Annotated in this window: 26 protein-coding genes, 1 tRNA gene and 1 pseudogene; 17 read left to right on the forward strand and 11 right to left on the reverse strand. The window is 71.1% G+C overall.

Annotation, left to right across the window (positions count from 1 at the left end):
- Positions 1 to 25: 25 nt before the first annotated feature.
- The 3 genes from QE392_RS17215 (at position 26) to QE392_RS17225 (ending at position 3,706) form a co-directional block, all read left to right on the forward strand.
- Positions 26 to 1,267, forward strand: coding sequence for an acyl-CoA dehydrogenase family protein (locus QE392_RS17215; RefSeq protein WP_307453872.1), 1,242 nt, complete (start codon positions 26 to 28; stop codon positions 1,265 to 1,267).
- 184 nt (positions 1,268 to 1,451) lie between these two features.
- A complete protein-coding gene (locus tag QE392_RS17220) occupies positions 1,452 to 2,660 on the forward strand; it encodes an AI-2E family transporter (protein WP_307453874.1) in 1,209 nt (402 codons plus the stop codon).
- A 2-nt stretch (positions 2,661 to 2,662) separates the two neighbouring features.
- Positions 2,663 to 3,706 (forward strand): ATP-dependent DNA ligase, encoded by a 1,044-nt coding sequence (locus QE392_RS17225; protein ID WP_307453876.1) that lies wholly within the window; start codon positions 2,663 to 2,665, stop codon positions 3,704 to 3,706.
- 410 nt (positions 3,707 to 4,116) lie between these two features.
- On the opposite strand, the gene QE392_RS17230 is transcribed toward QE392_RS17225, so the two are convergent.
- From QE392_RS17230 to ligD, 3 genes are all read right to left on the reverse strand, one after another.
- A complete protein-coding gene (locus QE392_RS17230; RefSeq protein WP_307453878.1) occupies positions 4,117 to 5,160 on the reverse strand; it encodes a hypothetical protein in 1,044 nt (347 codons plus the stop codon).
- 128 nt (positions 5,161 to 5,288) lie between these two features.
- Positions 5,289 to 7,163 (reverse strand): alkaline phosphatase, encoded by a 1,875-nt coding sequence (locus QE392_RS17235; RefSeq protein ID WP_307453880.1) that lies wholly within the window; start codon positions 7,161 to 7,163, stop codon positions 5,289 to 5,291.
- A 191-nt stretch (positions 7,164 to 7,354) separates the two neighbouring features.
- Complete coding sequence (gene ligD, locus QE392_RS17240) at positions 7,355 to 8,383, reverse strand: non-homologous end-joining DNA ligase (protein ID WP_307453882.1); 1,029 nt, start codon at positions 8,381 to 8,383, stop codon at positions 7,355 to 7,357.
- Positions 8,384 to 9,116: 733 nt separating this feature from the next.
- Here ligD and QE392_RS17245 point away from each other — a divergent pair.
- Positions 9,117 to 9,743 (forward strand): DUF1684 domain-containing protein, encoded by a 627-nt coding sequence (locus QE392_RS17245; protein ID WP_307453884.1) that lies wholly within the window; start codon positions 9,117 to 9,119, stop codon positions 9,741 to 9,743.
- 62 nt (positions 9,744 to 9,805) lie between these two features.
- On the opposite strand, the gene QE392_RS17250 is transcribed toward QE392_RS17245, so the two are convergent.
- The 3 genes from QE392_RS17250 to QE392_RS17260 all read right to left on the reverse strand — a co-directional run bounded on the left by QE392_RS17250 (position 9,806) and on the right by QE392_RS17260 (position 14,055).
- On the reverse strand, positions 9,806 to 10,930 hold the full coding sequence (locus QE392_RS17250) for an SseB family protein (protein WP_307453886.1): 1,125 nt from the start codon (positions 10,928 to 10,930) through the stop codon (positions 9,806 to 9,808).
- A gap of 46 nt (positions 10,931 to 10,976) precedes the next feature.
- Positions 10,977 to 13,427 (reverse strand): ATP-dependent helicase, encoded by a 2,451-nt coding sequence (locus QE392_RS17255; protein ID WP_307453888.1) that lies wholly within the window; start codon positions 13,425 to 13,427, stop codon positions 10,977 to 10,979.
- 151 nt (positions 13,428 to 13,578) lie between these two features.
- Positions 13,579 to 14,055: a general stress protein gene (locus QE392_RS17260; RefSeq protein WP_307453891.1), complete on the reverse strand. Its 477-nt coding sequence runs from the start codon at positions 14,053 to 14,055 to the stop codon at positions 13,579 to 13,581.
- Between the two features lie 140 nt (positions 14,056 to 14,195).
- On the opposite strand from QE392_RS17260, the gene QE392_RS17265 reads away from it, so the two are divergent.
- Positions 14,196 to 14,603 carry a YccF domain-containing protein gene (locus QE392_RS17265; RefSeq protein WP_307453893.1) on the forward strand — a complete coding sequence of 136 codons (408 nt, stop codon included), beginning with the start codon at positions 14,196 to 14,198 and terminating at the stop codon, positions 14,601 to 14,603.
- Between the two features lie 9 nt (positions 14,604 to 14,612).
- Here the strand turns inward: QE392_RS17265 and QE392_RS17270 are convergent, their stop codons facing one another.
- Positions 14,613 to 15,548 (reverse strand): hypothetical protein, encoded by a 936-nt coding sequence (locus QE392_RS17270; RefSeq protein ID WP_307453895.1) that lies wholly within the window; start codon positions 15,546 to 15,548, stop codon positions 14,613 to 14,615.
- 168 nt (positions 15,549 to 15,716) lie between these two features.
- Here QE392_RS17270 and QE392_RS17275 point away from each other — a divergent pair, with 168 nt between their 5' ends.
- From QE392_RS17275 to QE392_RS17285, 3 genes are all read left to right on the forward strand, one after another.
- On the forward strand, positions 15,717 to 16,592 hold the full coding sequence (locus QE392_RS17275) for a DMT family transporter (RefSeq protein WP_307453897.1): 876 nt from the start codon (positions 15,717 to 15,719) through the stop codon (positions 16,590 to 16,592).
- 11 nt (positions 16,593 to 16,603) lie between these two features.
- On the forward strand, positions 16,604 to 17,464 hold the full coding sequence (locus tag QE392_RS17280) for a GntR family transcriptional regulator (protein WP_307453899.1): 861 nt from the start codon (positions 16,604 to 16,606) through the stop codon (positions 17,462 to 17,464).
- 13 nt (positions 17,465 to 17,477) lie between these two features.
- Positions 17,478 to 17,553, forward strand: a tRNA-Met gene (locus tag QE392_RS17285).
- A gap of 48 nt (positions 17,554 to 17,601) precedes the next feature.
- Here QE392_RS17285 and QE392_RS17290 read toward each other — a convergent pair.
- Positions 17,602 to 17,943: a metalloregulator ArsR/SmtB family transcription factor gene (locus tag QE392_RS17290; RefSeq protein ID WP_307453901.1), complete on the reverse strand. Its 342-nt coding sequence runs from the start codon at positions 17,941 to 17,943 to the stop codon at positions 17,602 to 17,604.
- Positions 17,944 to 18,009: 66 nt separating this feature from the next.
- Here QE392_RS17290 and QE392_RS17295 point away from each other — a divergent pair, with 66 nt between their 5' ends.
- The 5 genes from QE392_RS17295 to QE392_RS17315 all read left to right on the forward strand — a co-directional run bounded on the left by QE392_RS17295 (position 18,010) and on the right by QE392_RS17315 (position 22,681).
- Entirely contained in the window at positions 18,010 to 18,765 is a 756-nt protein-coding gene (locus QE392_RS17295) for a DUF2071 domain-containing protein (RefSeq protein ID WP_307453903.1), read from the forward strand.
- A gap of 19 nt (positions 18,766 to 18,784) precedes the next feature.
- Positions 18,785 to 19,009 carry an RNA-binding S4 domain-containing protein gene (locus QE392_RS17300; protein WP_307453905.1) on the forward strand — a complete coding sequence of 75 codons (225 nt, stop codon included), beginning with the start codon at positions 18,785 to 18,787 and terminating at the stop codon, positions 19,007 to 19,009.
- Between the two features lie 244 nt (positions 19,010 to 19,253).
- A complete protein-coding gene (locus tag QE392_RS17305; protein WP_307453908.1) occupies positions 19,254 to 20,603 on the forward strand; it encodes an MFS transporter in 1,350 nt (449 codons plus the stop codon).
- Entirely contained in the window at positions 20,600 to 21,934 is a 1,335-nt protein-coding gene (locus tag QE392_RS17310; RefSeq protein WP_307453911.1) for an aspartate aminotransferase family protein, read from the forward strand. The genes QE392_RS17305 and QE392_RS17310 overlap by 4 nt, the downstream gene beginning before the upstream one ends.
- A gap of 3 nt (positions 21,935 to 21,937) precedes the next feature.
- Positions 21,938 to 22,681, forward strand: a complete 744-nt coding sequence (locus QE392_RS17315; RefSeq protein WP_307453912.1) for a GntR family transcriptional regulator — start codon at positions 21,938 to 21,940, stop codon at positions 22,679 to 22,681.
- Positions 22,682 to 22,780: 99 nt separating this feature from the next.
- On the opposite strand, the gene QE392_RS17320 is transcribed toward QE392_RS17315, so the two are convergent.
- The 3 genes from QE392_RS17320 to ykgO form a co-directional block, all read right to left on the reverse strand.
- On the reverse strand, positions 22,781 to 23,077 hold the full coding sequence (locus QE392_RS17320; protein WP_307453915.1) for a hypothetical protein: 297 nt from the start codon (positions 23,075 to 23,077) through the stop codon (positions 22,781 to 22,783).
- Positions 23,074 to 23,382: an ArsR/SmtB family transcription factor gene (locus QE392_RS17325; RefSeq protein WP_307453917.1), complete on the reverse strand. Its 309-nt coding sequence runs from the start codon at positions 23,380 to 23,382 to the stop codon at positions 23,074 to 23,076. Before QE392_RS17325 ends, QE392_RS17320 begins: the two co-directional genes overlap by 4 nt.
- Positions 23,383 to 23,472: 90 nt before the next feature.
- Positions 23,473 to 23,595 carry a type B 50S ribosomal protein L36 gene (gene ykgO / locus QE392_RS17330; protein WP_307332852.1) on the reverse strand — a complete coding sequence of 41 codons (123 nt, stop codon included), beginning with the start codon at positions 23,593 to 23,595 and terminating at the stop codon, positions 23,473 to 23,475.
- Positions 23,596 to 23,674: 79 nt separating this feature from the next.
- On the opposite strand from ykgO, the gene QE392_RS17335 reads away from it, so the two are divergent.
- The 4 genes and pseudogenes from QE392_RS17335 to QE392_RS17350 all read left to right on the forward strand — a co-directional run bounded on the left by QE392_RS17335 (position 23,675) and on the right by QE392_RS17350 (position 25,817).
- Positions 23,675 to 24,670, forward strand: coding sequence for a GTP-binding protein (locus QE392_RS17335; RefSeq protein WP_307453919.1), 996 nt, complete (start codon positions 23,675 to 23,677; stop codon positions 24,668 to 24,670).
- A gap of 409 nt (positions 24,671 to 25,079) precedes the next feature.
- Entirely contained in the window at positions 25,080 to 25,271 is a 192-nt protein-coding gene (locus QE392_RS17340) for a hypothetical protein (protein WP_307453921.1), read from the forward strand.
- Positions 25,272 to 25,381: 110 nt separating this feature from the next.
- Positions 25,382 to 25,574 (forward strand): annotated as a pseudogene (locus QE392_RS17345) (DUF72 domain-containing protein); the annotation flags it as partial.
- A 66-nt stretch (positions 25,575 to 25,640) separates the two neighbouring features.
- Positions 25,641 to 25,817 carry a DUF72 domain-containing protein gene (locus QE392_RS17350; protein ID WP_307453923.1) on the forward strand — a complete coding sequence of 59 codons (177 nt, stop codon included), beginning with the start codon at positions 25,641 to 25,643 and terminating at the stop codon, positions 25,815 to 25,817.
- The last annotated feature ends 126 nt before the right edge of the window (positions 25,818 to 25,943 follow it).

A 25,943-nucleotide genomic window follows, 5' to 3' on the forward strand; every position in this document is an offset into this window, starting at 1 on the left:
ACCAAGATGCGCGATACTGGGACCCATGACCATCGACGTCGATGCCCGCACGCTCCCCGGCGAGCGAGTCGCCCACTACGACCTGCTCGGCCGCCGCGACACCGACTACTACGCGGTGTTCACCGACATCCCCGACGCCGACCGCGCCGTGTGGGGCCGCGCGAAGGCATTCACCGACGAGGTCGGCACGCGCATGCAGGGCGAGTGGGATGCCGCGACCTACCCGATCGAGCTCGTTCGACGCATGGGTGAACTCGACCTCTTCACCGACGGCATCGAGCACCCCGAGCTCCCGCACACCTCGCCGCTGGCGGCGGGTCTGGTGAACATGGAGGTCTCGCGCCATGACGGCTCGCTCGCGACCGCCCTGGCCGTGCAGGGCGGACTCGCCCTGCGCACCCTCGCGCTCTTCGGCTCGCCCGAGCAGCAGCAGCGGTGGCTGCGCCCCCTCGCCGAGGGAACGGTGCTGGGCGCGTTCGCGCTGACCGAGCCCGACCACGGCTCCGACTCCGTCTCGCTCGAGACCACCGCCACCCGCACCGCCGAGGGCTGGTCGCTCAGCGGCACCAAGAAGTGGATCGGCAACGGCGCCTCCGGCGGCATCACCTTCGTCTGGGCCCGCGTCGAGAACGAGGGCGGCGCTGACCACGGCAACGTCCGCTGTTTCCTCATCGAGCAGGACACCCCGGGCTACACGGGCACCGTCATCACCGGGAAGGTGTCGCTGCGCGGCATCCATCAGGCGCACATCGCGATGGACGACGTCCGTCTACCCGCGGATGCCGTGCTCCCCGACTCGCATTCCTTCAAGGATGCCTCCCGGGTGCTGTTCGCCACGCGTTCCGGTGTCGCCTGGTCGGCGCTCGGTCACGCCACCGCCTGCTACGACATCGCCCGGACGTATGCCACCGAGCGCATGCAGTTCGGAAAGCCCCTCGCGCGCTTCCAGATGGTGCAGGAGCGGCTCGCGCAGATGCTCGACGAGCTGACCGCGATGCAGCTGTATTGCCGTCGTCTGGCCGACCTCGAGACCTCGGGCGGTCTGCGGCCGACGCAGGCGTCGCTCGCGAAGTACCACAACACCCGCGCGGCTCGTCGTGTGGCGGCGATCGCCCGCGATCTGCTGGGCGGCAACGGCATCCTGCTCGAGAACGGCGTGATGCAGCACATGGCCGACATCGAGGCCATCCACACCTACGAGGGCACCGAGAGCGTGCAGGCCCTGCTGCTCGGGCGCGACATCACCGGGGTGAGCGCCTTCGTCTGACGACCCTCGATGCCGGGGGGAGCAGCCCGTGCCGGGGGTGTGCCCGCTCCTCGCCCCGACGTGGGCGCTCCTGTCTCGCGGAGTGCCGCGTGACGGAACGGCCGACCTTCTCGCGGCCTAATCCCCGCCCTCGCGGCGCGCAACCCGCGCGCCCGATGTCGGAGGCCGCCGCTAACGTCATCCCATGAGCTTGTTCTCTCGCCGTCCCGAGCCGCGCACCGTCGTCGCCCCCGCCGTCGTGCCGGCCGATCCGGGTCCGCCGCGTACCCTCTGGGCCGACGGTTTCGGCCGCCTTGCGGTGCGCGGCGTGCAGATCATCGTGGTGGTCGTGCTCGTCGCGGGGCTCATCTGGGGCATCCGGCAGCTGACGCTGGTAATCATCCCGCTGATCCTCGCGCTCATCTTCGCGTCCGCCTTCGGGCCCGTCACCATGTGGATGAGGCGCAAGGGCGTACCCGCGGTACTGGCCACCCTGCTCACATTGCTCGCCGTGGTCGCCGTACTCGGCGCGCTCGGTTGGCTGGTTGCGAACGCCGTCATCAACCAGTGGGATTATCTGAGCTCGCAGGCGGTCGAGGGCTTCCAGCGGGCGCAGGACTGGTACCACACGCTGCCCTTCGCGATCTCACCCGAGCAGGTGAATCAGGCGGTGCAGGGCATCCAGAGCTTCGTGACCAGCTCCGAGTTCGGCACGGGCGCACTGGCCGGGGTCAGCGCGATCGCCTCGTTCGTCACGGGCTTGGTGCTGATGGTCGTCATCCTGTTCTTCTTCCTCAAAGACGGCCCGCGCATGTGGGAGTTCGTGCTGCGACCCTTCCGCGGTGCCGACTACGACCGGGCCCGCCGCATCGGCGACAAGACGGTGACCGTGCTCGGATCGTACGTGCGCGGCACCGCCTCGGTCGCGGCCGTCGACGCGGTCGGCATCGGCATCGGTCTCGCCATCCTGCAGGTGCCCCTCGCGCTGCCTCTCGCGGTGCTGGTGTTCCTGCTCGCGTTCATCCCGATCGTCGGTGCCGTCACCGCCGGCATCCTCGCCGCGCTCGTCGCGCTCGTCACCAACGGCCCGATCGTGGCCCTCATCGTCGTGGGCATCGTCGTGGCGGTCAACCAGCTCGAGGGCAACTTCCTCCAGCCCGTACTCATGGGCCGCTCGATGAAGCTGCACTCGTTCGTCGTGCTCGTCGTGCTCGCGGGCGGCACGGCGATCGGCGGGATCCTGGGGACGCTGCTCGCCGTTCCACTGACGGCCGTGGCGTGGGGCATCGTCACCGTCTGGAACGGTCCCGATCAGCCTGCGGAGTGGGCTCGTCCGAAGAAGCGCCGTGACCCGGTCCCGTTCGCCGACACCAACGACGCGGACGAGAAGAAGAAGACGAAGAGCAAGGCCTGACCGTGCCGTACGACATCCCCGCGCCGATGCTGGCGAAGTCGGTGCCCGATGTGCCCGAGCACTCCAAGGTCGCCGGCGGGTTCAGCTACGAACCCAAATGGGACGGGTTCCGGGCACTGGTGTCGTGGGACGGCACCGATGTCGAGATCGGCAGCCGCGGCGCCAAGCCGCTCACCCGGTACTTCCCCGAGCTCGTCGCGGCCTTCGCCGAGGTGCTGCCGGAGCCGTGCCTCATCGACGGCGAGGTCGTGGTCGCGCGGGGTGAGCCGGGTGCACAGCGCCTCGATTGGGAGGCCCTGTCGCAGCGCATCCACCCGGCGGCATCCCGCGTGAACATGCTCGCGCAGGAGACACCGGCGATGTTCATCGCGTTCGACCTCCTCGCCCGCGGCGACCGCGACCTGCAGAACGAGCCGTTCTCGGAGCGCCGCGCGCAGCTCGAAGACCTGCTCGGAGGCGTCCCCCACCCGGTGCACGTCACGCGCACCACCGACGACCCCGACCTGGCCCGCCGCTGGCTCGCCGAGTTCGAGGGCGCCGGGCTCGACGGCGTCGTCGCGAAGCCCCTCGCGCAGCCCTACGCGCCGAACAAGCGCACGATGTTCAAGATCAAGCACGCGCGCACCGCCGACGTCGTCGCTCTCGGCTACCGCATCCATAAGTCGGGCGAAGGCGTCGGTTCCCTGCTCGTGGGCCTCCACGACGACGACGGCCGGCTGCACGGCGTGGGCGGCGTGTCGGCCTGGACCGACAAGAGGCGGCGCGAACTGATCGACGAGCTCGCCCCTCTCGTCGAACGGGATGCCGAGGGTGAGGCGGTCGTCGGTGAGACCGATCGCTCCCGCTTCTCGGCGTCGAAAGACGTGTCGTTCGTGCGCCTGCGCCCGGAGCTCGTGCTCGAGGTGCGCTACGACCAGCTCGAGGGGATGCGATTTCGCCACACCGTGCAGTTCGACCGGTGGCGCCCCGACCGCGAGGCGCGCTCGTGCACGTTCGCACAGCTCGAGACGGTCAGCTCGTACGACCTCGGCGACGTCCTCGACTGAGACCCGGGGCTCGTGCTCCCCGCCCGCACCGGTTCAGTGGCGCCCGCCGCCGGTGATCCGCGCCGGCTGAGGCCAGGGACGCGGCGTTGCCGCCTCCCGGGCGGCTTCCGTTCTGTCCAAGGCGGACCGGCGCCCGTGCCTGCACCTCGTCGGCATCCCCGCTGCCCATCGGCGACCGGCACACCCGACGCGGGAGCAACAGGACGTGACCGCTCGCGCGAGGGCCGGCGCTGCCTCGCGGGTCACGCGCCGCGCGTGTTGCGTGAGGGGTCAATTCTTGTCGCTGAGGCGACGCGCAGGCGACAAAAATTGACCCCTCAGGCGAGGGGGCTGCACCGACCCGGGCCGGGGCACCCGCGCCGCCGAGCCGTATCGTCCCGGCCGATGCAGGCAGGACGGGCGCACGCGCGCTACCGCGCCGCCGCCCTCGCATGCTCGGCCGATCCGGTCGTCGCCTCGCCCGGGGTGGGGGTCTCGGCACCCGCGGGGACGTCGCGCCGGCCGCGACGACGCGTGACCACCGCTACCGCGATCCCGCCGGCGAGCATGGCCACGACAGCGAGCCCGGACCACGACACCGCCGCGGTCGTGAAGCTCTCGTCGACGACGCCCGGCGCGGTGAACGCGTCGTCGCCGAGCACGACCGGACGCACCGTCGTCGTCCCGAAGAGCGCGAAGACCGGCCACGCATTCGTCTCCGCCACGAGGGTGGCGCTGTCGCCCGGCAGCAGTTCCGCGGGCTCGCCCGCGAGCGCCGCCGCGTCGATGCCGGCGCCCGACACCGCGGCGAGCGCGCCGAGGCGCACGTTGCCGGTGTTCTCGACCCGGGTCTCGACGCGGACCACACCCGGTGCGAAGGGGATCCACGAGGGAGTGAAGGTCGTCGCGACATCGGAGACTTGCAGCGCGGGGACGATCTCACCGGCCACCTGCAGGTGCACGCGCACACCCACCCGGTTGGTGACGGCCACGCCGTCGCTGGATCGAGTGACCCCCACGACGATGCCGGCGGGATGGTCGCCCGGGGTGACGCCGGAGGGTACGTCGATGCGCACCGGCAGTACGCGCGTCTCGCCGGGTGCGAGGCTCAGTGTGCCGGCATCCAGCCCTCCGACGGAGATCCAGGCGCCGGAATCCTGCGGGTCGCCCGCGGCGATGTCGAAGGCGCCGCTGTCACCGACCACGCCGTCGCCCGGAGCGACGGAGTAGGTGGCGGGTTCGGTCCCAAGGTTGGAGACGGCGATCGCGTCGTCGATGCCGGCGCCCGGGGCGATCGTGTGACGCAGCGAGATGCGTCCGTCGGGCCCGGTGGAGGTGGCCGGCGCAACCGACCACTGCGCGGCCGAGCTGGAGGAGGGCGCCGGGTCGACGGTGACGGCGGCGGCGGGAGCGGCGGAGAGGAGCAGCACCGCGGCAGCGATGGCCGCGGAGAGAGCGAAGGTCCGGGGGAACACGGGATACCTCGGGTCGTGAAGGGACGAACGGAAAGCGGGGTCGTGCGGCGATCGAACATCCCAGCGGAGCGCCGACGACGCGAAAGGAGCCGGTACGCCCCCGATCGAGGGCGCACCGGCCGGAAGGGTCAGTCCTTCGCGAACAGCGTGAGGGTGATCTCGCTGCCGTAGCGGCCGCTTTCAGCGGTCGCGGGGATCGTCAGCGCCAGGTCGGCGGCGACGACGGTCTCGCCCTTGCGCTCGACGCGGCCGGCGTCGGCGAGGGTGGCCGGCTTGTCCAGCGTCGCGGTGCCACCGGCGGTGGCACCGGCGGCCGTGCGCACGACCTTCGGCGTCCAAGCGAGGTTATCGGCACCGAACGAGCGGTTACCGGCGACGAACGCGGATGCCGAGCCCGACAGCGTCCACCCGCGGCCCTGAGCCTGCGCCTCATTGCGGGAGTCGTTCACGACGACCTCCGGCAGCTCGGCCTGCTGCGCCGACGCGTCGCCGGCGAAGGTGACCGGGCCGTCGGCGGCGGGGAGCGCGAGGCTCAGCTGACCGGCCTGAGCGGGCAGGGGCACCAGCGCCTCGACGCCGACGGCGTCACCCTCGGCATCCGCGTGCCCGAGCACGTCGAAGATGGTCTTGCCGAGGTCGGTGTTGTCGAGGTAAGCGCCGCGGACGAAGTCCCAGCTGGTGGCACGGGCGGTGAGCACCTCGGCCCCGGCACCCTTCGCGTACAGCGGCACGAGCGCATTGGTGTGGCCGCCCGAGTGCCACGACACGTTCGGCAGCTGGCCCGCGGTGCCGGTCAGGGCCGTCCACCCCTTCTCGGTACCGGCGCCGGGACCGGCGAGGTAGCCGGTCTCGTGGTCGGCGGTGACGATGACGAGGGTCTCGTCCCAGCTCGAGTTCTCCTCGACCCACTCGGTGACGGCGTCGACCGAGTCGTTGAACGACAGCTGCTCCTCCACGATGCGCGTGGTCTGATTGGCGTGACCGGCCCAGTCGACCGCGCCGCTCTCGACCATGAGGAAGAAGCCGTCCTCGTCCTTCTCGAGCACGTTCAGTGCGGCCTTCGCCGACGTGGCGAGCGAGGGCACGTCGGCATTCGCCGCGTCGGTGAACGGCAGCACCGTGCTGTTGGCGAGGCCGGGACGGTTGTACTGGAACGTCTCAGCGACACGGGCGAGGCCGAAGAGCTTGTCGGGCACGTTCTGGCCGTCGGCGACGCGCTCGAAGTCCGCCTTGCTCTCGATGTACGAGAAGGGCGTCTGGCCCTGCGTGACGCGCGCGAAGTCCGCCTCGGAGATCCACGACCCCGCGCCGAAGTGCGATGCGCGTGAGGTGCCGGCATCCGTGTAGTTCGGGTGTCCACCGCCGATCAGCACGTCCACGCCCGAGTCGATCATCTCGGTGGCGAGTCCGTGGTAATCGTTGCGGCTCTTGTTGTGCGCGATGAAGCCGGCGGGAGTGGCGTGGTTGAAGGGGACGCTGGTGACCAGGCCCACCTTCTTGCCGACCTCCATGGCCTGCTCGCCGACGGTCAGCAGGCGCGTGCCGTCGGGGGCGAAGCCGAGGGTGCCGTTCGTCGTCTTCACTCCGGTGCCGAGGGCGGTACCGGCGGCTGCGGAGTCGGTCGCACCCGAGGCGACCCAGGTGAAGTCGCCCCAGGCCTGCTCCGGCGAGTAGGCGGCCCGACCGCCCGCGGAGTAGTGCGACTGCGCGATCTGCACGGGGAAGTCGTCGTAGACCTCGCTCTTGGTGCCGGGGATTCTCGTGGCTGTGCCGGAGTTCGGTGCGACCTCCACCTGCTGGTAGCTCGTGCCGTTCTCGTACAGGCGGGCGGCGTCGAACTGGTTGTAGCCGCCGCCGTCCGAGATGAGGACGATGACGTTGCGGGGGACGGGGGTCTCCGTGGTCTCCGCCGAGGCAGCGACGGCGGGGGTGGCGCCGAGGGCGACGCCCGCGACGGTGCTCATGACGATCAGACGCGTGCGTCCGGTCGTGCGCTTGTTCATGTGTTCTGTTCCGTTTCGTATGGGATTCACCGACCGTCGGGGGCCGGTCACCATCCACGCTGACGGACGGTCCTCTCGTGAGAACCAATCTCAGGTCACCCGCGGGTGAACGTTCGCCTCGCGTCCTCACCGTTCGGTGAACAGTCGGGTGTGCGCTGGCATCCCTTCGCGCGAGATGCGATCATGCCGGGTCAGTCCGCCGCCGGGGTCTTCGCCCGCGATGGCTGCACGCGCGGCGGCTCGCCCGGCATCTTCGGGAACTCGGGCGGGAACGGCAGCTCCCCCAGCCCGCTGTCGAGATCGCGCTGCCACCACTCCAGGAGCGTGTCGATGCGCCCGGGCTTCTCGGCGAACCCGGCCCACGGATCCCCGATGGATGCCAGCCGCTCAGGGATCGAACGCACCGTGAACGCGAGCGGGTCGAGACCGTCGAGCTCCTCCCACGTCACCGGCGTCGAGACGGTCGCCGTGGGCAGGGCTCGGGGCGAATAGGCCCCCGCCATCGTGCGGTCGCGATTCGCCTGGTTGAAGTCCACGAAGATGCGCTCGCCCCGCTCTTCCTTCCACCAGCTGGTGGTCACGGCATCCGGCATCCGTCGTTCCAGCTCGCGCGCCGCGGCGATGACCGCGTGACGCACGTCGAGGAACTCGTGCGTCGGCTCGATGGGGCAGAACACGTGCAGCCCGCGGTTGCCGCTGGTCTTGATCCACGGCTCGAGGCCCGCTTCGCGCAGCACCGCGCGCAACTCGTGGGCCGCCGCGACCGCCTCGGCGATCCCCGTGCCCGGCTGCGGGTCGAGGTCGATGCGCAACTCGATGGGGTGGTCGGCGTCGCTCGCCAGCGAGGCCCAGGGGTGGAACACGATGGTGTTCATCTGCGCCGCCCACACCGCCGACGCGATCTCGCCCAGGAAGAGCTGCGGATGCCGGCGCCCGCTGTTGTAGGTCACGGTCACGGCCTCCACGAAGGCCGGCGCACCCTTCGGCGGGTTCTTCGAGAAGAACGCCTCGCCGCCCACGCCCTCGGGGAAGCGCTCGAGTGACACCGGCCGATGCCCGTTCGCCGCGATGAACGGATCGGCGACGGCGATCAGGTACTCGGCCAGCTCGCGCTTGGTGATGCCCACCTCGGGCCAGAGCACGCGGTCGGGGTTCGAGATGCCGACCTCGCGGTCGCCGTCGGGGCCCGGCACGGTCAGCGTGATGCGGGGGGATGCCATGCCTCGACGCTAGTGCGAGGACCGGGGCGGTGTCTGCCGGGTTGCGGGCGGGGTGGGTGAGGTGCGGGCGGGGGCGGGGCGGGCGGGGCGGGGGCGCGGGGTGAGGCGCGGGCGCGGGGCCGGGCCGGGGGCCGGGGGCGAGCGCGGGGCGGGGGGGGCGCGCGGGACGGGGGCGAGCGCGGGGCGGGGGCGAGCGCGGGGCGGGGGGCGCGCGCGGGTTGTGGGCGCGGCGCGTTGGGGCGACCAAAGTGGCCCCGGGACCCCCACCACCACCCCGGGGCCACCCCCACACCGCCCCCGCACCCGCCCACAAGCGCACCACGCCGAGAACCACAAGTCGGGGCGACCAAAATGGCCCCGGGACCCCCACCACCACCCCGGGGCCACCCCCACACCGACCGCGCACCCGCCCACAAGCGCACCACGCCGAGAACCACAAGTCGGGGCGACCAAAATGGCCCCGGGACCCCCACCACTACCCCGGGGCCACCCGCACACCGACCCCAAACCCACCTCCGAGTGCACCGCGCCGAACACCACAAGTCGGGGCGACCAAAGTGGCCCCGGGACCCCCACCACCACCCCAGGGCCACCCGCGCGCAGACGGCGGCACCGACCCGCGTCCACCCGCGCGCAAACCGCGGCACCGACCCCGGAGCCACCCGCGCGCAGACGGCACCGACCCCGTGTCCACCCCGAGTCCCGGCATCCGGCCGCCGCTTACGCTCGGAGCATGACCACCGCCGCTGCCCGCACCGCCCTCGACATCGTCGACTGGCGGCGTCGCGTCTTCGCGTTGTACGACGCCGTGCGCGAGGCCGACGACCCCGAAGAGGCCCACGAGCTGTGGCGCATCGAGCGCGATGCGCTGTTCGCCGACCACCCCGCCACTCCCCTGCTTCCGGAGCAGCGCGACGGTTTCGTGGGGCTGCCCCTGGCGCCCTACGACGCCGCCTGGCGCTTCGAGGTGCCGGTGCTCGACGCTGACGAGGCGTCGTTCGTCGCCACGACCGGCACCGACGGCGAGGTCGGCTTCGAGCGCATCGGCCGCGTCGAGCTGCCCGACACGGGGTCTCTCGATGTGTGGCGGCTGACGTCGTACGGGGGCGGCCTGTTCGTTCCCGTTCGGGATGCCGCGGCGGGTCGTCCGGGCGGGACGTACGGCGGTGGGCGCTACCTGCTCGACACCATCAAGGGTGCCGACCTGGGCCGCGGCGCGACGCCCGACACCGTCGTGATCGACTTCAACTTCGCGTACAACCCGTCGTGCGCGTACGACCCGATGTGGGCGTGCCCCCTGGCACCGGCGGGCAATGTTCTGCCCGTGGCGGTACCTGTCGGGGAGATGTACGGCGTCTGACCGGCCGCACCCCTGACGCAGCGACGGGCCGCTCCCGTGGGGGAACGGCCCGTCGTCGGACGTCAGGCGGTCGGCGCGGCGTCCTCGTCGGCGAGGGCGATGACCGGAGCGAGCTCGTCGCGCTCGAGACGGATCCACGGACCCGCCGCGTCGATCAGGATGCCGGTGAGCCCGGCATCCTGCGCCAAAGCCTTGGCCAACTGGATCTTGCGGATCGGCAGCGGCTGGTCACCGCGGCCGAGGGCGAGCAGCTCGAGCGGGTGCGAGAACACCTCGAGGAAGCGCTCGCCCGTCGCGGCACGCGACTCGGCGACTCCCATGGGGCCGCCCTCTTCGGTCTGGTTGACGGCGATCCACATCGGCGCGTCGTCGACGATGGCGTCGACGACGGTCGAGGCCGTGGCATCCGTCCGCTCGTCGCACAGGGCCGTCTTGATGCGCAGCTGCGGGTCGACCTCGGCCACCATCCGCTCGAGCAGCGCCTTGGGCAGTACCGCTCGCCCGTTCGCGGCGGCGGGGTTGAGCACGATGCCGGCGTAGGGGCCGTCGATGATATGGCGCAGCAGCGCGAGCACGGGCTGCGCCATCGCCGAGGTGTCGAGGTCGCCGTCGGCGTCGACGCTGGCTCGCAGGGCCATGCCGCCGCTGTAGCCGAGCACGAGCTGTTCGTCGCCGTTGTTGGCGACGGCGAGAGGCAGGTCCTTCCCCTCTTCCATCAGGGCGCGGGCGTTGCCCTTGACGCGGAGGAAGACGTGTCCCTGCAGCAGCTGCCGCGCGACGTTGAGCAGCTGCGCGGGCTCGGCCTGACCTTCGATCTCCGCGAGGGCGTTGCTGAGCAGCACGTTGTCGCGCAGACCGGGCATCGTTTCGGGCGCTTCGGGGGCGACCATCGCGCCGGGCTGCCGCGCCGAAGGGCGCGCCGCCACCGGCGGCGTCGAGGCCTGCGCGGGGGTTTCGGGCGCGGCGCCGACACCGCGGAACGACGACATCGAGATGCCGACCGTGGGCGTCACCTCCGCAGCCTCGGGCGACGCGCCCGCGTCGGCGGAGGAGGCCTGCGCGGTCGGAGCGGCGTCGCTCGGGCCGGCGGGATCGACGGGCTGCTCGCCCGGTTCGATCGCTGTGTCGGGGCGGTCGGCCGATGCGTCGTCGGAATCGGACTTCTTGCGGCGCGAGAAGAGAGCCATTAGGCAAGCCTAGCCGGGCCGTTTCACCCGACCGGCCGGAGGAGCCTCAGAGCTTGGCGATCGGCGCGATCTTCACCAGGAGCTTCTTCGGCCCCACCGTGTCGAAGCGCACGTGGGCCACGCGCTTCGCGCCCTCGCCGGTGACGGCATCCACTCGTCCTTCGCCGAAGTCGTCATGACGGATGCGATCGCCGGCGGCCAGCACCATGTCGCCGTTGTCGCGCACCTTTGCCGGGATGCGGTTCGGGAACTTGCTCGGATCGGCCGGCGCCCGCTTGGGCAGCGGCACGAGGTCGTCGCCGTACCGGTTGCCGCCACCACCGGGCTGGCCGGGACGGCGCCCGCGGGCATTGAGCGCACGGGACTGCGACCCGCCGCGGCCGTTGACGTCGCCCGGAGACTGCCGCCAGTCGATGAGGTCGCCCGGGATCTCTTGCAGGAACCGGCTGGGCATCGCCACCGTCACCTCGCCGAACTGCGCGCGGGTCATCGCGAGCGAGACGTGCAGGCGCTTACGGGCGCGGGTGATGCCGACGTAGAACAGACGCCGTTCCTCCTGCGGGCCACCCGGCTCGTTCGCCGAGATGCGGTGCGGCAGCAGGTCTTCCTCCACGCCGGTGAGGAACACGGCGTCGTACTCGAGTCCCTTGGCTGTGTGCAGGGTCATGAGCGACACGGAACCGGACGCGTCGTCGAGGTCGTCGGCATCCGCCACCAGGGTGACCTCGGTGAGGAAGTCGATCACGGTGCCGTCGGGGTTGTTGCGGGCGAACTCGCGCGTGACGGCGATGAGTTCGTCGAGGTTCTCGAGCCGCGCCTCGTCTTGCGGGTCTTTGCTGGCGCGCAGCGCATCGAAGTACCCGCTCTTGGTGAGTAGAAGCGTGAGGCCCTCGGTGACCGACGTCGAGGGGGCGAGCTCCCCGGATGCCGGAAGCATGACGGCCGTGGCCTCGGTGAGCACCGCGTCGAGCTGATCGATGGCTTTCTGCAGCTTGGGGCCCACGCCGAGCTGCGCCGAGTTGGCCAGGGCATCGCGGAAGGTGATGCCGTGCTCGGCGGCATAGCGGGCAATGGCGGTCTCGGTGACGTCGCCGATGCCGCGACGCGGGCGGTTCAGGATGCGGCGGACGGCCATGCCGTCGGCGGGGTTGGCGACGGCGACGAGGTAGGCGAGGGCGTCTTTGATCTCGGCGCGCTCGTAGAACTTCGTGCCGCCCATGATCTTGTACGGCACGGCCGACCGGATGAAGATCTCCTCCAGCGCGCGTGACTGCGAGTTGGTGCGGTAGAACACCGCCATGCCGGAGTAGTCGATGCCTCTCCGGTGGAGGGATTCGATCTCATCGGCGACGAACTGGGCCTCGTCGTGCTGCGAGTAGCCGGTGAAGCCGATGATCGGGTCACCCGCCCCGACGTCGGTCCAGAGCTTCTTGTCTTTGCGGTCGAAGTTGTTCGCGATGACGGCGTTGGCCGCCGAGAGGATGTTCTGCGTCGAGCGGTAGTTCTGCTCGAGCAGCACCACCTTCGCCCCCGGGTAGTCGCGCTCGAACTCGCTGATGTTGCGGATGTCGGCGCCGCGGAACGCGTAGATCGACTGGTCGGAGTCGCCGACGACGGTGAGGGATGCCGGGCCCCCCTCGGTCCCTGAGCCTGTCGAAGGGTCGGCTTCGAAGATCATCATGCCGCCCACCGAGAACGGCTCGGCGTCGGAGCCGACAGGACGGGTCAACTCGTGGATGAGGGCGTACTGCGCGTGGTTGGTGTCTTGGTACTCGTCGACGAGGATGTGGCGGAACCGCTTGCGGTACACGTCGGCCACCTGGGGGAAGGCGCGGAAGAGGTAGACCGTCTGTGCGATGAGGTCGTCGAAGTCGAAGGCGTTGGCCCGCTGCAGCTCGCGCTGGTACGAGGAGAAGATCTCGACGAACACGCGCTCGGCCGGGTCGCTCATGTTGGCGGAGCGCGCATAGGACTCCGCATCGGCCAGCTCGTTCTTGAGCTTCGAGATGCGACTCTGCGTGCCCGCGGGGGTGAGGCCGAACGAGTCACCCTCGTGCTCTTTGACCAGCCGCTTGATGAGCGCGCGCGAGTCGCCGGAGTCATAGATGGTGAACGCCTTGGTGAAACCGAACTGCTCGGCCTCGCGGCGGAGGATGCGCACGCACGCGGAGTGGAACGTCGAGATCCACATGCCGTCGGCCTTCTGACCGATGAGCTGGTGGACGCGCTCGCGCATCTCGCCCGCCGCCTTGTTCGTGAAGGTGATGGCGAGGATCTGGCTCGGATACGCCTCGCGCGTGCGCAGCAGCGACGCGATGCGCCGGGTGAGCACGCTCGTCTTGCCCGACCCCGCGCCCGCGACGATGAGCAGCGCCTGACCGCGGTAGGTGACGGCCTCGCGCTGGGGGCCGTTCAGCCCCTGGAGGAGGTCGGCGTCGGGACGGGCGTCAGACGGTGCGGGACCGCCGACGATGAGGGGCGTGGAGGCGTCGGTCATGGCGTGCTCAAGTCTAGGCGGGGCCTCCGACATCGGCCCCGGTGAGGCTCAGACCGCTACGCACGCACTCGCGGGGTGGCCCCGGGGCCACCTGTGACGCCCCGGGGCCACTTCCGTCGCCCCAGAACGCCGGATTGACGCTCGGCCGGTCTCAGGCCCGCGCTTCGCCCGCCGCGCCCGACGACAGCAGCGACTGGGCGCGCGAGAAGTGCTCGGCATCCACCGTCACGTCCCATCGCTCGGCCTCGAACCCCTGGACCGACGAGAAGTCGCGCCGGCCGCCGGTGAAGGCGTGGCCGATGAAGCCGAAGACCGCACCCCACACAGCGCCCAGCACGAGGCCGAGCAGCAACAGCCCGAGGAAGCCGCCGGGGCTGAAGAGTCCGAGCAGCACGCCGATCATCAGGCCGAACCACGCGCCCGACGCGGCGCCGAGCCCCGCAGCGCGTGCACGCGTCAGTCGTCCGGTGACCTGCTCGACGATGCGCACGCCGTGCCCGACGATGGCGGTGTGCTCGACGGGGAATCCGGCGTCGGACAGACGGTCGACAGCCGCCTGGGCACCCGTGTAGTCGCTGAAGCTCGACAGGATGCGGCGTTCCGGCGTAGCGCGGGTGACGTCAGACATGGGGTTTCCTTCCCTCGATGGCTCCACGCTAGACCGGGCGGGGTGCCACGCGAGGGGCGCTTGCGCGGGCCGTCTCACCCGGTTAGGCGAACCCTGTCAAACCGTGGATGCCACTCAGCCGCCGACGCGAAGATGGACCCATGCGACTGATCCTCAACATCCTGTGGCTGGTCCTGTCGGACTTCTGGCTCTTCCTCGGCTACCTCGCCGCGGGGGTCGTCCTGTGCATCCTCATCATCACGATCCCGTGGGGCATCGCGTCGTTCCGCATCGGGGTCTACGCTCTCTGGCCGTTCGGACGAGAGACCGTGTCGAAGCCCACCGCCGGCCTCGGCTCCCTGCTCGGCAACATCGTGTGGGTCGTCCTCGCCGGCTGGTGGCTGGCGCTCGGCCACATCTTCACCGGGTTCCTGCTGTGCCTGACGATCATCGGCATCCCGTTGGGCATCGCGAACTTCAAGCTCGTGCCCGTGTCGCTGATGCCGCTCGGCACCGAAGTGCGCGAGATCGGTCGAGGGGGCCCGTTCGACACGAGGATCGGACGCTGACGGCCCGGTTCAGACCGCCCGACCGCGCGTCGGCGCGCGGAAGGCGAGCAGGATCCCGACGAGCATCACCACCGTCGCGACCACGGCGGTCGTGACCACGGCCTCGAGGGGGATGGCGCCGTCGCGTCCCCCGGCCAGGCGTGCGAGATCCCACGGCAGGATGCCGATCCGCTCGTTCCACGACCGCAATGCGTCGCCCGCCCCCATCACCGCGATCGTGACGGCGGGAAGCGCGTACGCCACCCCCATTCCGGCGAGGGCGACACCGGTCGCGCGGCGGCGCCCGAGCTGCTCGGCCAGGGACCATCCGGCGACGACGAACACCCAGGCCACCAGCGCGAAGGCCACGGTCAGGTAGAGGATGCGGACGGCCGGCGCCGACCAGAGTTCCGGCCAGAATCCGTCGGGACCCGACAGCGAGATCGCGGTGAGCGCGACGACGCACCGCATCACGATGGCGCCGCCGACCGCGGCGATGACGGGCCACGGCGAGCGCCGGCCGAGCAGGAGCCGCACGGCGACGGCGAAGGCCAACCAGCCGAGCACGGCCAGCGCGACGCTGCCCAGGCCGTCTCGAGGACTCTGCACCACGCGCGTGCCGACGAGGACGCCCGCGGGAACCAGGATCATGAGCCAGCGATCGAGAGGAAGCAGTCCGAGGCTGGATTCGCGCGCCCGCCACGGCCTCGTCGAAGCGATCCATGTCGCTCGCGCGGCGGCGGCGCCCGGGCGACGCACCAGCCGCGTGCGCGCTGCGACCATGCCGATGCCGAGCCAAGCGGCGCCGAGGACGAGGAGGAGACGCGCGGACCATTCCGTGATCGGGTCGACCGTCACCGGTTCGCGGGCGAAGGGATCGACGACGGTTGCGAGGATCGCCCCCGAGACGAGAAGCATTCCGATGACGCCCAGGGCCAGGATGCCTCGCCCCGCCGTCGTCGCCATGCACCTACGGTACCCGCCATGTCCGGGCGGACCTGACCGCGCGATCCGGTCGGTGGCGTTCAGGCCTCGTTGTGGAGGGGCACGTGATGACCGCGCGGTTGGGTGACGTCCGGCCGACGGACCGCCGGTCGGGGCACGCCCCTCCCGAGATTGTGTAACAATCCATCCATGCTTCCCGCCCTCGCCGTGCTCGCCGCGGCCCTGTGCTTCTCCACGACGGGCACCGCGCAGGCCCTTGCGGGCGTCGACGCCTCGCCCCTCGCCGTCGGCGCCGCGCGGATCGTGGTGGGCGGCGGCATCCTGGGTCTCCTCGCCCTGGCGAGGCAGACGCGTGCTCCCGCGCGCACGACGACGAGCGCCTCTCCCGCCGTCCTGGTCGCCGTCGGAGCGATCGGCGTGCTCGCCTATCAACCGCTCTTCTTCCTGGGCACGCGCGAGAACGGCGTCGCCATCGGAACCGTGGTGGCCCTCGGGTCGGCCCCGATCGCGACGGGGATCGTGGATGCCGTGCGGCTTCGCCGCGCACCCTCGACGCGCTGGATGCTCGCCACCGCCATCGCCCTCACCGGCGTCGTGCTGGTGTCGGGGGTGACCGGCGGGTCGATCGCCCTGGGCCCTGGCGGGCTGCTCGCCTCCGCGGGGGCCGGGATGTCGTACGCCCTCTATACGGTGTGCGGGAAGGCGCTGATCGAGAGGGGGTGGGACTCCACGCGGGTCATGGGCACCGTCTTCGGCGTGGCCGCCGTCGCCAGCGTGCCGGTGCTGGTGATCGCCGGGTCGTCGTGGCTCTTCACACCGAACGGCCTCGGCCTCGCCCTCTGGCTCGGCCTGGTGACGACGACGGTCGCGTACCTGCTGTTCGGCTGGGGCCTGGCGCGACTGACGGCCGTGACGGTCTCGACGCTGACTCTCGCCGAACCGCTCGCCGCGACGCTGCTCGGCCTGTTCGTGCTGCACGAGCAGCTCACCCCCGACCGGCGCTCTCGGCCTGACGCTCATCGCGGTGGGCCTCGCCGTGGTGTCGGCTCCGCCGCGGCGGCGTGAGGAGGTCCCGGATGCCACGGCCCGCGCGTGACGCCGGACCCACCCGCGGCGGGGCCCACGGCCTCGGCACGGACGAGCTCCGCGACGCCGGACCCACCCGCGGCGGGGCCCACGACCCCGGCACGAACGAGCGCCGCGACGCCTCCGGCCGCGCGACGGAGGCTGCCGCCGCTCCCCGCCCGGCCGCACCGACAGGGCCACGCGCCGCAGACCTGGTCGCCGACGCCGTGCGCACCGGCATCCTGTCGGGTGAGCTCGCCCCGGGCACGCCCCTGCGCGAAGAGGAGTTGAGCGCGATTCACGGCGTCTCGCGACACACGGCGCGCACGGCACTCGCGACACTCACCGCCGAGCGCCTCGCCACGGCTGAGCCCTACCGTGGGGTGCGGGTCGCGCTGCTCGACGACGATGCCCTCGTCGCGTTGCAGCAGTTGCGGTGCGCCCTCGAGACCGAGGCGCTGCGCATCGTGCGGGAGGTCGGCATCCATCCCCCCGGTGTCGACGCAGCGCTCGACGACCTCGCCGCGGCCGAGACGGCGGGCGACTGGCCGGCCACGCTGGCCGCGCACGCCCGCGTGCACCTCGCACTCGTCGAGGCGGCCGGATCGCCGCGCATCGCCGAGGAGTACCGCCGGCTCGATTCGGAGATGCACCTGCTGCTGACGCACGTGCGGCCTGCGTACGCGCCCGGCTCCCTCACCGCCGAGCATCGCGCGTACGTCGCGGCGGCGTTGGCAGACCCCGAGCGGGCCGTCCGTGCCCACCTCGAGCACTCGACGCGCGCCATCATCGACGGACGCCGGTCCGCCACACGACGACATATGCCGTCACCTCTCGAAACGCTCGGTGCTCCGGCGCGGCGGAGGGGTTAGCGTGGGGTCACATCGCGGCGATCCGGGCGGTCCCGGGCCTCGGCTCATAACCGGAGGCGTGGCGGGTTCGACTCCCGCCGTCGCGTCCACTTCCCGCGGAGACACGGCCCATGCTGTGCCGCAGTCCGGTGCGGCGGCTACGACTCGACCGGCGCGCTCTTGCCTCGAGCCGCGGGCCGTCGCTTGCGCACCTCGCGCAGCACGATCTGCTCGGGGCAGACCGTCGACAAGAAGTCCCCGACCGAGAGCGCGAGGCGCTCCCCCACCAGCGAGTACAGGATGCGATTGGCATCCCGACGCTCGGTCACGAGTCCCGCCTGGCGGAGCACTCCGAGATGACGCGAGATCGTCGGGCCGCTGGCGTCGAACCGCGCGGCGATCTCGCCGGCCGCCATCTCGCCATCCTTGAGGTCTTGCAGGATCTGGCGTCGCGTCGGGTGCGCCAGGGCGGCGAAGATGTCGGATGCCGCGTCGCTCATGGCATCCAATCTAGCACTCTCGCTAAATACTGTGTAGCTTCTTCGCTAATAAGCAAAGGAGTGGACATGACAACGGAACTCGACCGCACGGTCCGGGCAACGGGCGCACCTCGAACGCCGCGGATGGCCGCCGTCATCACTCGCCGCGCACTCGTGAACTATCGAGTGGATCCCGGGATCGCGCAGAGCCTTCTGCCCGACGGGCTGCACCCTCAACTGATCAATGGCAGCGCGGTGGCGGGCGTCTGCCTCATCCGGCTCGACTCCTTCCGCCCGGCAGCGATTCGCCCGGCCATCGGCCTCGCCAGCCGAAGCACCGCACACCGCATCGCGGTGGAATGGGAGAACGCGACGGGGCGGCACACGGGGGTCTACATCCCGCGTCGCCACAGTGCCTCGCGACTTGCCCGGGCGGCCGGCGGGCGGGTCTTCCCCGGCCTGTATGCGCGCGCCTCCGTCACCTTCCGCGACACCGACGGCAAGATCCACGCCCGCGTCGACGCTGAAGATCTCCGCGTGCGGATGAATGCTCGCCGCGGCCCCGGAGTCGCCTTCCACAGCGAGCTGTTCACCACCCTCGAGGAGTCCTCGGAGTTCTTCCGGAAAGACCCCGTGGGATGGTCGCCATCCCGGTCGGGGGCACTCGAGGGCCTGCGCCTCGACACCGACGCCTGGCGCGTCGACCCGCTCGAGGTCACCGACCTGGCGTCGTCGTTCTTCGACGCCCTGCCCCGAGGCTCCGCCGTCTTCGACCACGCGTTCCTCATGCGCGACGTGCCGGCGCGATGGAGCAGCCCCGCGGAGCCGTCGCCCGTCGCGTGAAGACTGTCATGCTGGAGGCATGGCCTCCCCCGCACCTCAGGACGTCTCGGTCGGCAGCGAGATGATCCGCCTCGGCTCGTTCATGAAGTACGCCGGCATGCTCGACTCCGGCGGCGACGTGAAAGAGGCGATCATCGACGGCTACGTCGAGGTCAACGGCGAGATCGATCGCCGCCGCGGTCGGCAGCTGCAGGTCGGCGACGTCGTGACGTTCGAGGGGCGCTCCTTCCGCGTTCAGGCCTGAGCGGGCACGGGTCCCGAGCCGCCGCAGACCGCGCTCCGCGGCTGTCGGAGACGGCGGGTGTTCACGCGGAGAGAGCGTCGGATTGTCACTCGGACGTAAATGGTCGCCGTCGGCGGGCCCCCGGCGTAAATGGTTGGGGTCGGTTCTGTAAGAGCCTCGTCACCGCCCCGGGACGCGCGAAAATCGACCATTAGCGTCGTGCCGACCCACCCGACCGACGGCGTGGGCGGAGGAGCTGAGACCCATGACCGACACGCCCTTGACGGCTGAGAGAGGAACGGCGGCGAACCGCATGCGCACCGTTCGGCACTGGCAGGTGCGCATCTTCGCGATCACCTGGATCGCCTACGCCGCGTTCTACGTGACCCGACAGGCGATGTCGGCAGCGAAGCTCGGCATCCTGGACGACCCGACGGCCAGTGAGTTCCTCACCCGAGAGATGCTGGGCAACCTCGACGCCGCCTACCTCATCGCCTACGCCGTGGGGCAGTTCGTGTGGGGGAGCATCGCCGACCGGTGGGGCGCACGTGTCGTGATCATCGGCGGTCTGATCAGCTCGGCCGCCGCGGCTCTGCTGATGGGCGTCGTGCCGGCGCTCGTGCTCTTCCTGCCACTGGTGATCGTCCAGGGCCTCGCGCAGTCGTCAGGGTGGGGACCCCTGCTGAAGAACGTGTCGCAGTTCTTCTCCCCCGCCACGCGCGGGCGCGTCATCGGGTTCTGGTCGACGACGTATGTCTTCGGCGGACTCGTCGGCGCACCCCTGGCCGGGTGGTTCGCGTACTCCGTGTTCGACTCGTGGCGGGCCGCCTTCATCGCGGCGGCGCTCATCGTGGCGGCGGTCGCCGTGCTGTTCGCGATCTTCCAGCGCAACGCCCCCGAGGACGCCGGGCTCGTTCGTGAAAGCGCCGTGGACACCACCGGCGACGCGGTCCCCGCTCCCCGGCGCACCCGCTCCACTTTCCAGGCTCTTCGCGACGCTCTGCGCAACCGCGACGTCGTGCGCCTCGGGGCGGTGTACTTCCTCCTCAAGCCCGCCCGATACGCGATCCTGCTGTGGGGCCCGATCATCGCGGTCGAACGCATCCCCGATCTCGACTTCCTGTCGGCCATCGTGCTGCCGGTCACGTTCGGCGTCGCCGGACTCGCCGCTCCCATCGTGGCCGGGTGGGTCTCCGACACCCTCTTCGGCGCGCGACGCGCTCCGGTGGCCGTCATCGCCCTCGTGGTCACCGCCGCCTGCTTGGCTCTGTTCTACCCGCTCACGGCCACGGGATCGGTGTGGGGTCTGGCACTGATGTTCGCCGCTCTCGGTTTCGCCCTGTACAGCGCCGACTCGGTCGTGTCCGCGGTCGCTGCGGTCGACTTCGGCACCGACGACTCCGCCGCGGCATCCATCGGCTTCGTCAACGGCGCCGGCGCCGTGGGAGCCGTGCTCGGGGGCCTGCTCCCCGGCTACTTCGAAGGGTCGACGCTGTTCCTCGTGTTCGGCGGCGCGACGGTGGTCGCCGCGCTCATCCTGGCGCCGAGCTGGAACCGGATGCCGTCCGAGCCGATCGACGAGAAGATCGTCGCTGCCGAGGGGGTGGCGCGATGAGCGGCTCCAGCATCATGGAGGCCAACAGCTTCCGCGGGTTCGCCGCCGACGGCGACGAGACCGACCTGCAGCGGCTCATCGGCCGGCGTCAGCGCGTGCTGGGCGGGGCGTACCGCCTGTTCTACCGCGAGCCCGTGCACCTCGTGCGCGGTGAGGGTGCGCGCCTGTGGGACGCGGAGGGCCGCGAGTACATCGACATGTACAACAACGTCGCGAGCCTCGGCCACTGCCACCCGGCCGTCGTCGCCGCGGTCACCGAGCAGATGTCCCGCTTGAACACGCACACCCGCTACGTGCACGAGACCATCGTGGACTACACCGAACGCCTGTTGGAGACGTTCCCCGCGCACATCGATCGGGCGATGTACATGTGCACGGGCTCGGAGGCGAACGACCTGGCGATCCGCGTCGCGCGGCAGTACACCGGCCACCGCGGCATCATCGTCACAGCCGAGGCGTACCACGGCACGAGCGACCTGACCAGTGGAGCATCGCCGGCCCTCGGATCGGGCCAGCCCCTCGCCCCGGAGGTGCGAACGGTCGCCGCCCCCGACACCTACCGGGAGGGGGATGCCGCGGGTGCGAGGTTCGCCGCCGACGTGCGCGCCGCGATCGCCGACCTCGACGAGCACGGATACGGTGTCGCCGGCCTGCTGGTGGACTCGATCCTCTCCTCCGACGGGGTGCTCCCCGGGCCGCGGGGCATGCTCTCCGACGCGGCGGCTGCGGTTCGGGCGGGCGGCGGCGTGGTGATCGCCGACGAGGTGCAGCCCGGCTTCGGACGCACCGGCGAGACGTTCTGGGGGTTCGACCGTCATCGTCTGGACCCCGAGATCGTCACGCTCGGCAAGCCCATGGGCAACGGGATGCCGGTCTCGGGCCTCGTCGCCCGGGGCGACGTGCTCGCCGCCTTCAGCGACCACCTGCCGTACTTCAACACGTTCGGCGGCAACCCCGTATCGATGGCCGCGGCATCTGCGGTGCTGCGCACGCTGCAGGAGGAGCGCCTGATGCAGCACAGCGCTCGCGTCGGCGAGGAGCTCCTCGAGCGCCTGTCGATGCTGGCGCTGACGCACCCGCTCGTCGGCGACGTGCGCGGGGCGGGACTGTTCATCGGTTTCGAGCTCGTCAGCGATCGCGACACCAAGGAGCCCGCGACCGTGGCGGCACTGCGGGTCCTCGAGGAATTGCGCCGACGGGGCGTGCTGACCTCCGTCGCCGGGCCCCACGGCAATGTCTTGAAGTTGCGACCCCCGCTGGCCTTCCAGTCCTCCGACATCGATCCGGTCATCGACGCGTTGGACGAGGCCCTGTCGGTGGTCGAACATTGACCCATGACGACGGGCTCGGCCGGGGAGGTCGCGCAGCAGCGACTGCGTGAATGGATGACGGCCAACGCGTTCCTCCCCGGCGAGCGCCTCGGGAGCGAGCGTGGCCTCGCGGAGCGGTTCGGCGTCAGCCGGGCCGCTCTGCGCTGGGCCCTGGACCGTCTCGAAGCGGGCAACGAGGTGCGTCGCGCGATGGGCCGCACCGGCGGCGTCTTCGCCGACGACGGCAAGCTGCAGCGGCAGGTCAACACGACCCTGGGCGTGCCGGCGATCGCGCGTCAGCAGGGGTACGACGTCACGACCACGGTCCGGGGGTGCGACGTCGTCAAGGCCAGCCCCGCGCAGGCCCGCGCTCTGCGCCTGGACCCGGGCTCACCCGTCGTGCGGATCCGGCGACTGCGCAGCGTGAAGGGCATGAGCTGGTCGCTCGACGAATCGGTACTCCCGGCCGCGCGCTTCCCCGGTGTCGAACGCGCGGATCTGTCGGGCTCGCTGTACGCCCTGCTGCGCGATGCCTTCTCTCTGCGCATCGGCAGGACGGAGGAGACGGTGGAAGGTGTCTCAGCGGATGCCGAGCAGGCCGATGCGCTGGACGTCGATCGGGGCGCGTCGCTTCTCATGCTCCGCCGCATCGCCTGGGACGACGCGGGGATGCCGTTCGAGTGGGCGCTCGACGCCTTCCGTGCCGATCGCACCCGCCTGCAGCTCGCGCCGTTGCCCGCCAACTGGAAACGTCACGGGGACGCCTGAGACGACGCCACCGTCGGCAGACGAAGGGCCCGCCTCTCCGGAGGAGAAGCGGGCCCCGGTCCGGCACCCCGCGTTCACGCCACGGGATGCCGTCACACCTCAGTGCTCGTCGTAGTGGTCGGCGTGCAGCGAGTGACGGTGGCCGTCGTGAACGTAGTCGACGTGGTCGTCGTGCTCGACCTTCTCGTGCCCGCAGTCGTCGCCGTGCGCGTGCTCGTCGACCGTGTGCTCGGCCTTCGACTCGTGCTCGTCGTAGTGGTCGCCGTGCAGGGCGTGGTGGTGGGTGCCGTGCACGTAGTCGACGTGGTCGCCGTGCTCGATCTTCTGGTGGCCGCAGTCGTCGCCGTGGGCGTGCTCGTCGACGGTGTGCTCGGCGTGCGTCTCGGTCGTGCTCATTCTTCGTTCCCCTGGTCGTTCGGTTCTTGAACGTGGGCGATCGCATCGAGCACGACGTGCGAGACGTGCTGGTCGGCGAGGGAGTATCGGATCTCCTTGCCCTCGCGCTCCGAGCTCACCAGGCCCGCCTGCCGCAACGTCCGCAGGTGCTGTGACACCAACGGCTGCGACAGACCGGCCTCCTCGGCGAGCGCACCGACGGTCAGCGGTTCGCGGCTCAGCAGCCAGACGAGCGCGAGACGCGCTTCGTTGCCGAGAACCTTGAACAGCTCCGCGGCCTCGTCGAGCCCGGCGATCTTGTCCACTCGTTCATCTCACCGCACACATGCAGAGATTGCAATGTGTTTACCTAATCGGGAACGGTTCTCGTTCGCGTTATCGCGGCCGGCGCGCACTCACCCCTGACGCCCCTTGAAGCGGGGGTTGAGCTTGTTGATGACGAAGATCTTGCCGCGGCGACGCACCACCTGCGCGCCGGGCTGCTTCTTGAGGGACTTGATCGATGCGCGAACCTTCACGGGATCCTCCTTGTTGATAACCATTCTCATTAACACGGTAAGGTGTCGAGAGCTCCTTGCCAAACGAGAAATGGATGCCATGACTCGCACGACCGCCATCATGGGCGTCTGCGCCCCCGAGCGCCGTTCCTACGCCGAGCGCACCGCTGCGGCTCTCGGCCGCCCACTGCACCTGCTGCGCTTCGCCGACCTGCGCACCTCGCACGCCCTGCCCCACCCCCGTCCCCGCACCGCGGAGGATAACGCCGTCGTCGACTTCGGGAACGACGTCGATCTCATCCACGCTCTCGCCGCCCGCGGGGGCGCCGAGGTCGAAGCGGTGTGCGTGGTCGACGCCCGGCACATGATCGGCGACCTGCTCGACGACGCCCCGCTCGTGGCATCCGCCCGCGCCGGAGACACCCGCGGCGACGTCGGCGCACGCGCCCGGCAGGCCGCGCTGGCGCTGGAGCTGGCAACGCGAATCGTCTGGATCAACTGGGATCTCGTGCCCACGGCGGCCCTCGCCGTGCAGATGGCGCTCGCGTCGCACCTCAACCCCACGGCGGTCGTGCGCCTGTCGCGCGACCCGCTCAGCGACCTGCAATCACCGGCGGAGCACGACGGCGAGATCCTCGAGCGCGCCGGGTGGGTGCGCGCGCTCAACGGCGAGCACGACCCGTACATGCGTGACAACCGCGTCATGACCCTGCGGTACGAGCAGGTGCGCCCCTTCCACCCCGGGCGCCTGTCGACCGCGCTCGACCGCCTCGACGCCGGCGCCGCCGGCCGCCTGGTCCGCTCCGCCGGGTTCTGCCGGCTGGCGTCTCGTCCCGGCATCCTCGCCCGCTGGGAGCACGTCGGTTCCGCGATGTGGATCGAACCCCTCGGCGCCGACGACGGCCGCATGGGGCTGGGCCAGGAGATCGCCTTCACCGGGCTCGACCTGTCGGCCCCGAAGCTCGCGCACGTGCTCGATGAGGCCGCCCTCACCGACGACGAGCTCGCCGCCGGGCCCGCCTCCTGGCTCGCCTTCGACGACCCGCTGCCGGCGTGGCCCGCGGTGGAGTCGTCGATCCCGGATGCCACGGACTGACGCCGGCCGCATCGTCCACGGCGCGCCCGTGATGAGCGGAGGACTGGGCCGAGGGGAGGACGCCTCCGACCGGATCGTCCTCCGCTCACCCCCTGTCCTCCGTTCGCCACACCCCGGCGAACCGAGCCCGGCACCGACGCCGCCGCGAGCCCGTGGCATCCCCGATGCTTCCGAGCCCCGGCGACCTCACGCTCGCGAAGCCCCCCCGGCATCCTCGATGCCTCCGGCTCCGGCGACCTCACGCTCGCACGCCCCGGCATCCCCGCGCCTCCGAGCCCCGGCGACCTCACGCTCGCGCAGCCCCCGGCGCGCCGCACGTCCCAGCACCCCACGCCGCACGCCCCTGGCATCCGCAGCCCCTCCGCGCAAGCCGGTTCACCGCGGCGGCACCCTGCGGCACCGTTGACCCATGAGCACACCTGACATCCCCCGCCGCCACTCCGACGACGCCCGCGCCGACTCCGCCGCCCCCACGGATGCCGTGACCGACGAGGTCCGCGAAGACGCCGCCGAGGCCGAGGAGAACGTGCCCCTCGACGACCACACCGGCGAGGCGCTCGAGCCCGACCCGGGCTTCCCCGCCGCCGAGGGCCACGCCTGACCGCTTCGGCGTACGTCGGCATCTCGGGCTGGCGCTACCCGCGCTGGCGCGGTGACTTCTATCCGCGCGGGCTCGCACAGCGACGTGAGTTGGAGTACGTCGGCGATCGGATGCCGAGCGCCGAGCTGAACGGCTCGTTCTACTCCCTGCAGCGACCGTCGAGCTATCAGCGCTGGCGCAGCGAGGTGCCCGACGAGTTCGTCTTCGCGGTGAAGGGGTCGCGTTACGTCACCCACATGCTGCGGTTGAACGGGGTGCGCACGGCGCTGGCCAACTTCTTCGCCTCGGGCGTGCTGGCGCTCGGCCCCACACTCGGGCCGCTCCTGTGGCAATTACCGGAGCGGCTCGAGTTCGAGGCACGGCTCCTCGATGAGTTCCTCGCGCAGCTCCCCAGAGCTCGACGCGTGGGCCGAACGCATCCGCGGCTGGCTCGACGGCTCATCCGCCCCGGACGGCATGCCGCGCGACACCTACGTCTACTTCGACAACGACGCCCGCGGCCGGGCGCCGTGGGACGCGGTGTCGCTCGCCGAGCGTCTGCGCTGAGGACACCGCCGGGCGGGGCGCCGTTGCGCCCCTCGGGCGGCGTCCGTGCGGGAGACCGTTGCTGACCGGACCGCGCACAGATACCCGCTGTACGCCAGCGTTGCGGGCTTCGCCACCCGGCGGCGA

It is taken from the genome of Microbacterium proteolyticum, assembly GCF_030818075.1.
GTDB classification, from domain to species: domain Bacteria; phylum Actinomycetota; class Actinomycetes; order Actinomycetales; family Microbacteriaceae; genus Microbacterium; species Microbacterium proteolyticum_A.

What these genes read in the sequence shown, in the direction of transcription:
- QE392_RS17260 (WP_307453891.1), bottom strand. Translation starts at nt 14,055, where the DNA reads ATGTCTGACGTCACCCGCGCTACGCCGGAACGCCGCATCCTGTCGAGC.
- QE392_RS17280 (WP_307453899.1), top strand. Translation starts at nt 16,604, where the DNA reads ATGCCACGGCCCGCGCGTGACGCCGGACCCACCCGCGGCGGGGCCCAC.
- QE392_RS17235 (WP_307453880.1), bottom strand. Translation starts at nt 7,163, where the DNA reads ATGAACAAGCGCACGACCGGACGCACGCGTCTGATCGTCATGAGCACC.
- QE392_RS17250 (WP_307453886.1), bottom strand. Translation starts at nt 10,930, where the DNA reads ATGGCTCTCTTCTCGCGCCGCAAGAAGTCCGATTCCGACGACGCATCG.
- QE392_RS17255 (WP_307453888.1), bottom strand. Translation starts at nt 13,427, where the DNA reads ATGACCGACGCCTCCACGCCCCTCATCGTCGGCGGTCCCGCACCGTCT.
- QE392_RS17350 (WP_307453923.1), top strand. Translation starts at nt 25,641, where the DNA reads ATGAGTTCCTCGCGCAGCTCCCCAGAGCTCGACGCGTGGGCCGAACGC.
- QE392_RS17295 (WP_307453903.1), top strand. Translation starts at nt 18,010, where the DNA reads ATGACAACGGAACTCGACCGCACGGTCCGGGCAACGGGCGCACCTCGA.
- QE392_RS17340 (WP_307453921.1), top strand. Translation starts at nt 25,080, where the DNA reads ATGAGCACACCTGACATCCCCCGCCGCCACTCCGACGACGCCCGCGCC.
- QE392_RS17320 (WP_307453915.1), bottom strand. Translation starts at nt 23,077, where the DNA reads ATGAGCACGACCGAGACGCACGCCGAGCACACCGTCGACGAGCACGCC.
- QE392_RS17220 (WP_307453874.1), top strand. Translation starts at nt 1,452, where the DNA reads ATGAGCTTGTTCTCTCGCCGTCCCGAGCCGCGCACCGTCGTCGCCCCC.
- QE392_RS17335 (WP_307453919.1), top strand. Translation starts at nt 23,675, where the DNA reads ATGACTCGCACGACCGCCATCATGGGCGTCTGCGCCCCCGAGCGCCGT.
- QE392_RS17245 (WP_307453884.1), top strand. Translation starts at nt 9,117, where the DNA reads ATGACCACCGCCGCTGCCCGCACCGCCCTCGACATCGTCGACTGGCGG.
- QE392_RS17305 (WP_307453908.1), top strand. Translation starts at nt 19,254, where the DNA reads ATGACCGACACGCCCTTGACGGCTGAGAGAGGAACGGCGGCGAACCGC.
- ligD (WP_307453882.1), bottom strand. Translation starts at nt 8,383, where the DNA reads ATGGCATCCCCCCGCATCACGCTGACCGTGCCGGGCCCCGACGGCGAC.
- QE392_RS17300 (WP_307453905.1), top strand. Translation starts at nt 18,785, where the DNA reads ATGGCCTCCCCCGCACCTCAGGACGTCTCGGTCGGCAGCGAGATGATC.
- QE392_RS17315 (WP_307453912.1), top strand. Translation starts at nt 21,938, where the DNA reads ATGACGACGGGCTCGGCCGGGGAGGTCGCGCAGCAGCGACTGCGTGAA.
- QE392_RS17215 (WP_307453872.1), top strand. Translation starts at nt 26, where the DNA reads ATGACCATCGACGTCGATGCCCGCACGCTCCCCGGCGAGCGAGTCGCC.
- QE392_RS17265 (WP_307453893.1), top strand. Translation starts at nt 14,196, where the DNA reads ATGCGACTGATCCTCAACATCCTGTGGCTGGTCCTGTCGGACTTCTGG.
- QE392_RS17310 (WP_307453911.1), top strand. Translation starts at nt 20,600, where the DNA reads ATGAGCGGCTCCAGCATCATGGAGGCCAACAGCTTCCGCGGGTTCGCC.
- QE392_RS17290 (WP_307453901.1), bottom strand. Translation starts at nt 17,943, where the DNA reads ATGAGCGACGCGGCATCCGACATCTTCGCCGCCCTGGCGCACCCGACG.
- QE392_RS17270 (WP_307453895.1), bottom strand. Translation starts at nt 15,548, where the DNA reads ATGGCGACGACGGCGGGGCGAGGCATCCTGGCCCTGGGCGTCATCGGA.
- QE392_RS17275 (WP_307453897.1), top strand. Translation starts at nt 15,717, where the DNA reads ATGCTTCCCGCCCTCGCCGTGCTCGCCGCGGCCCTGTGCTTCTCCACG.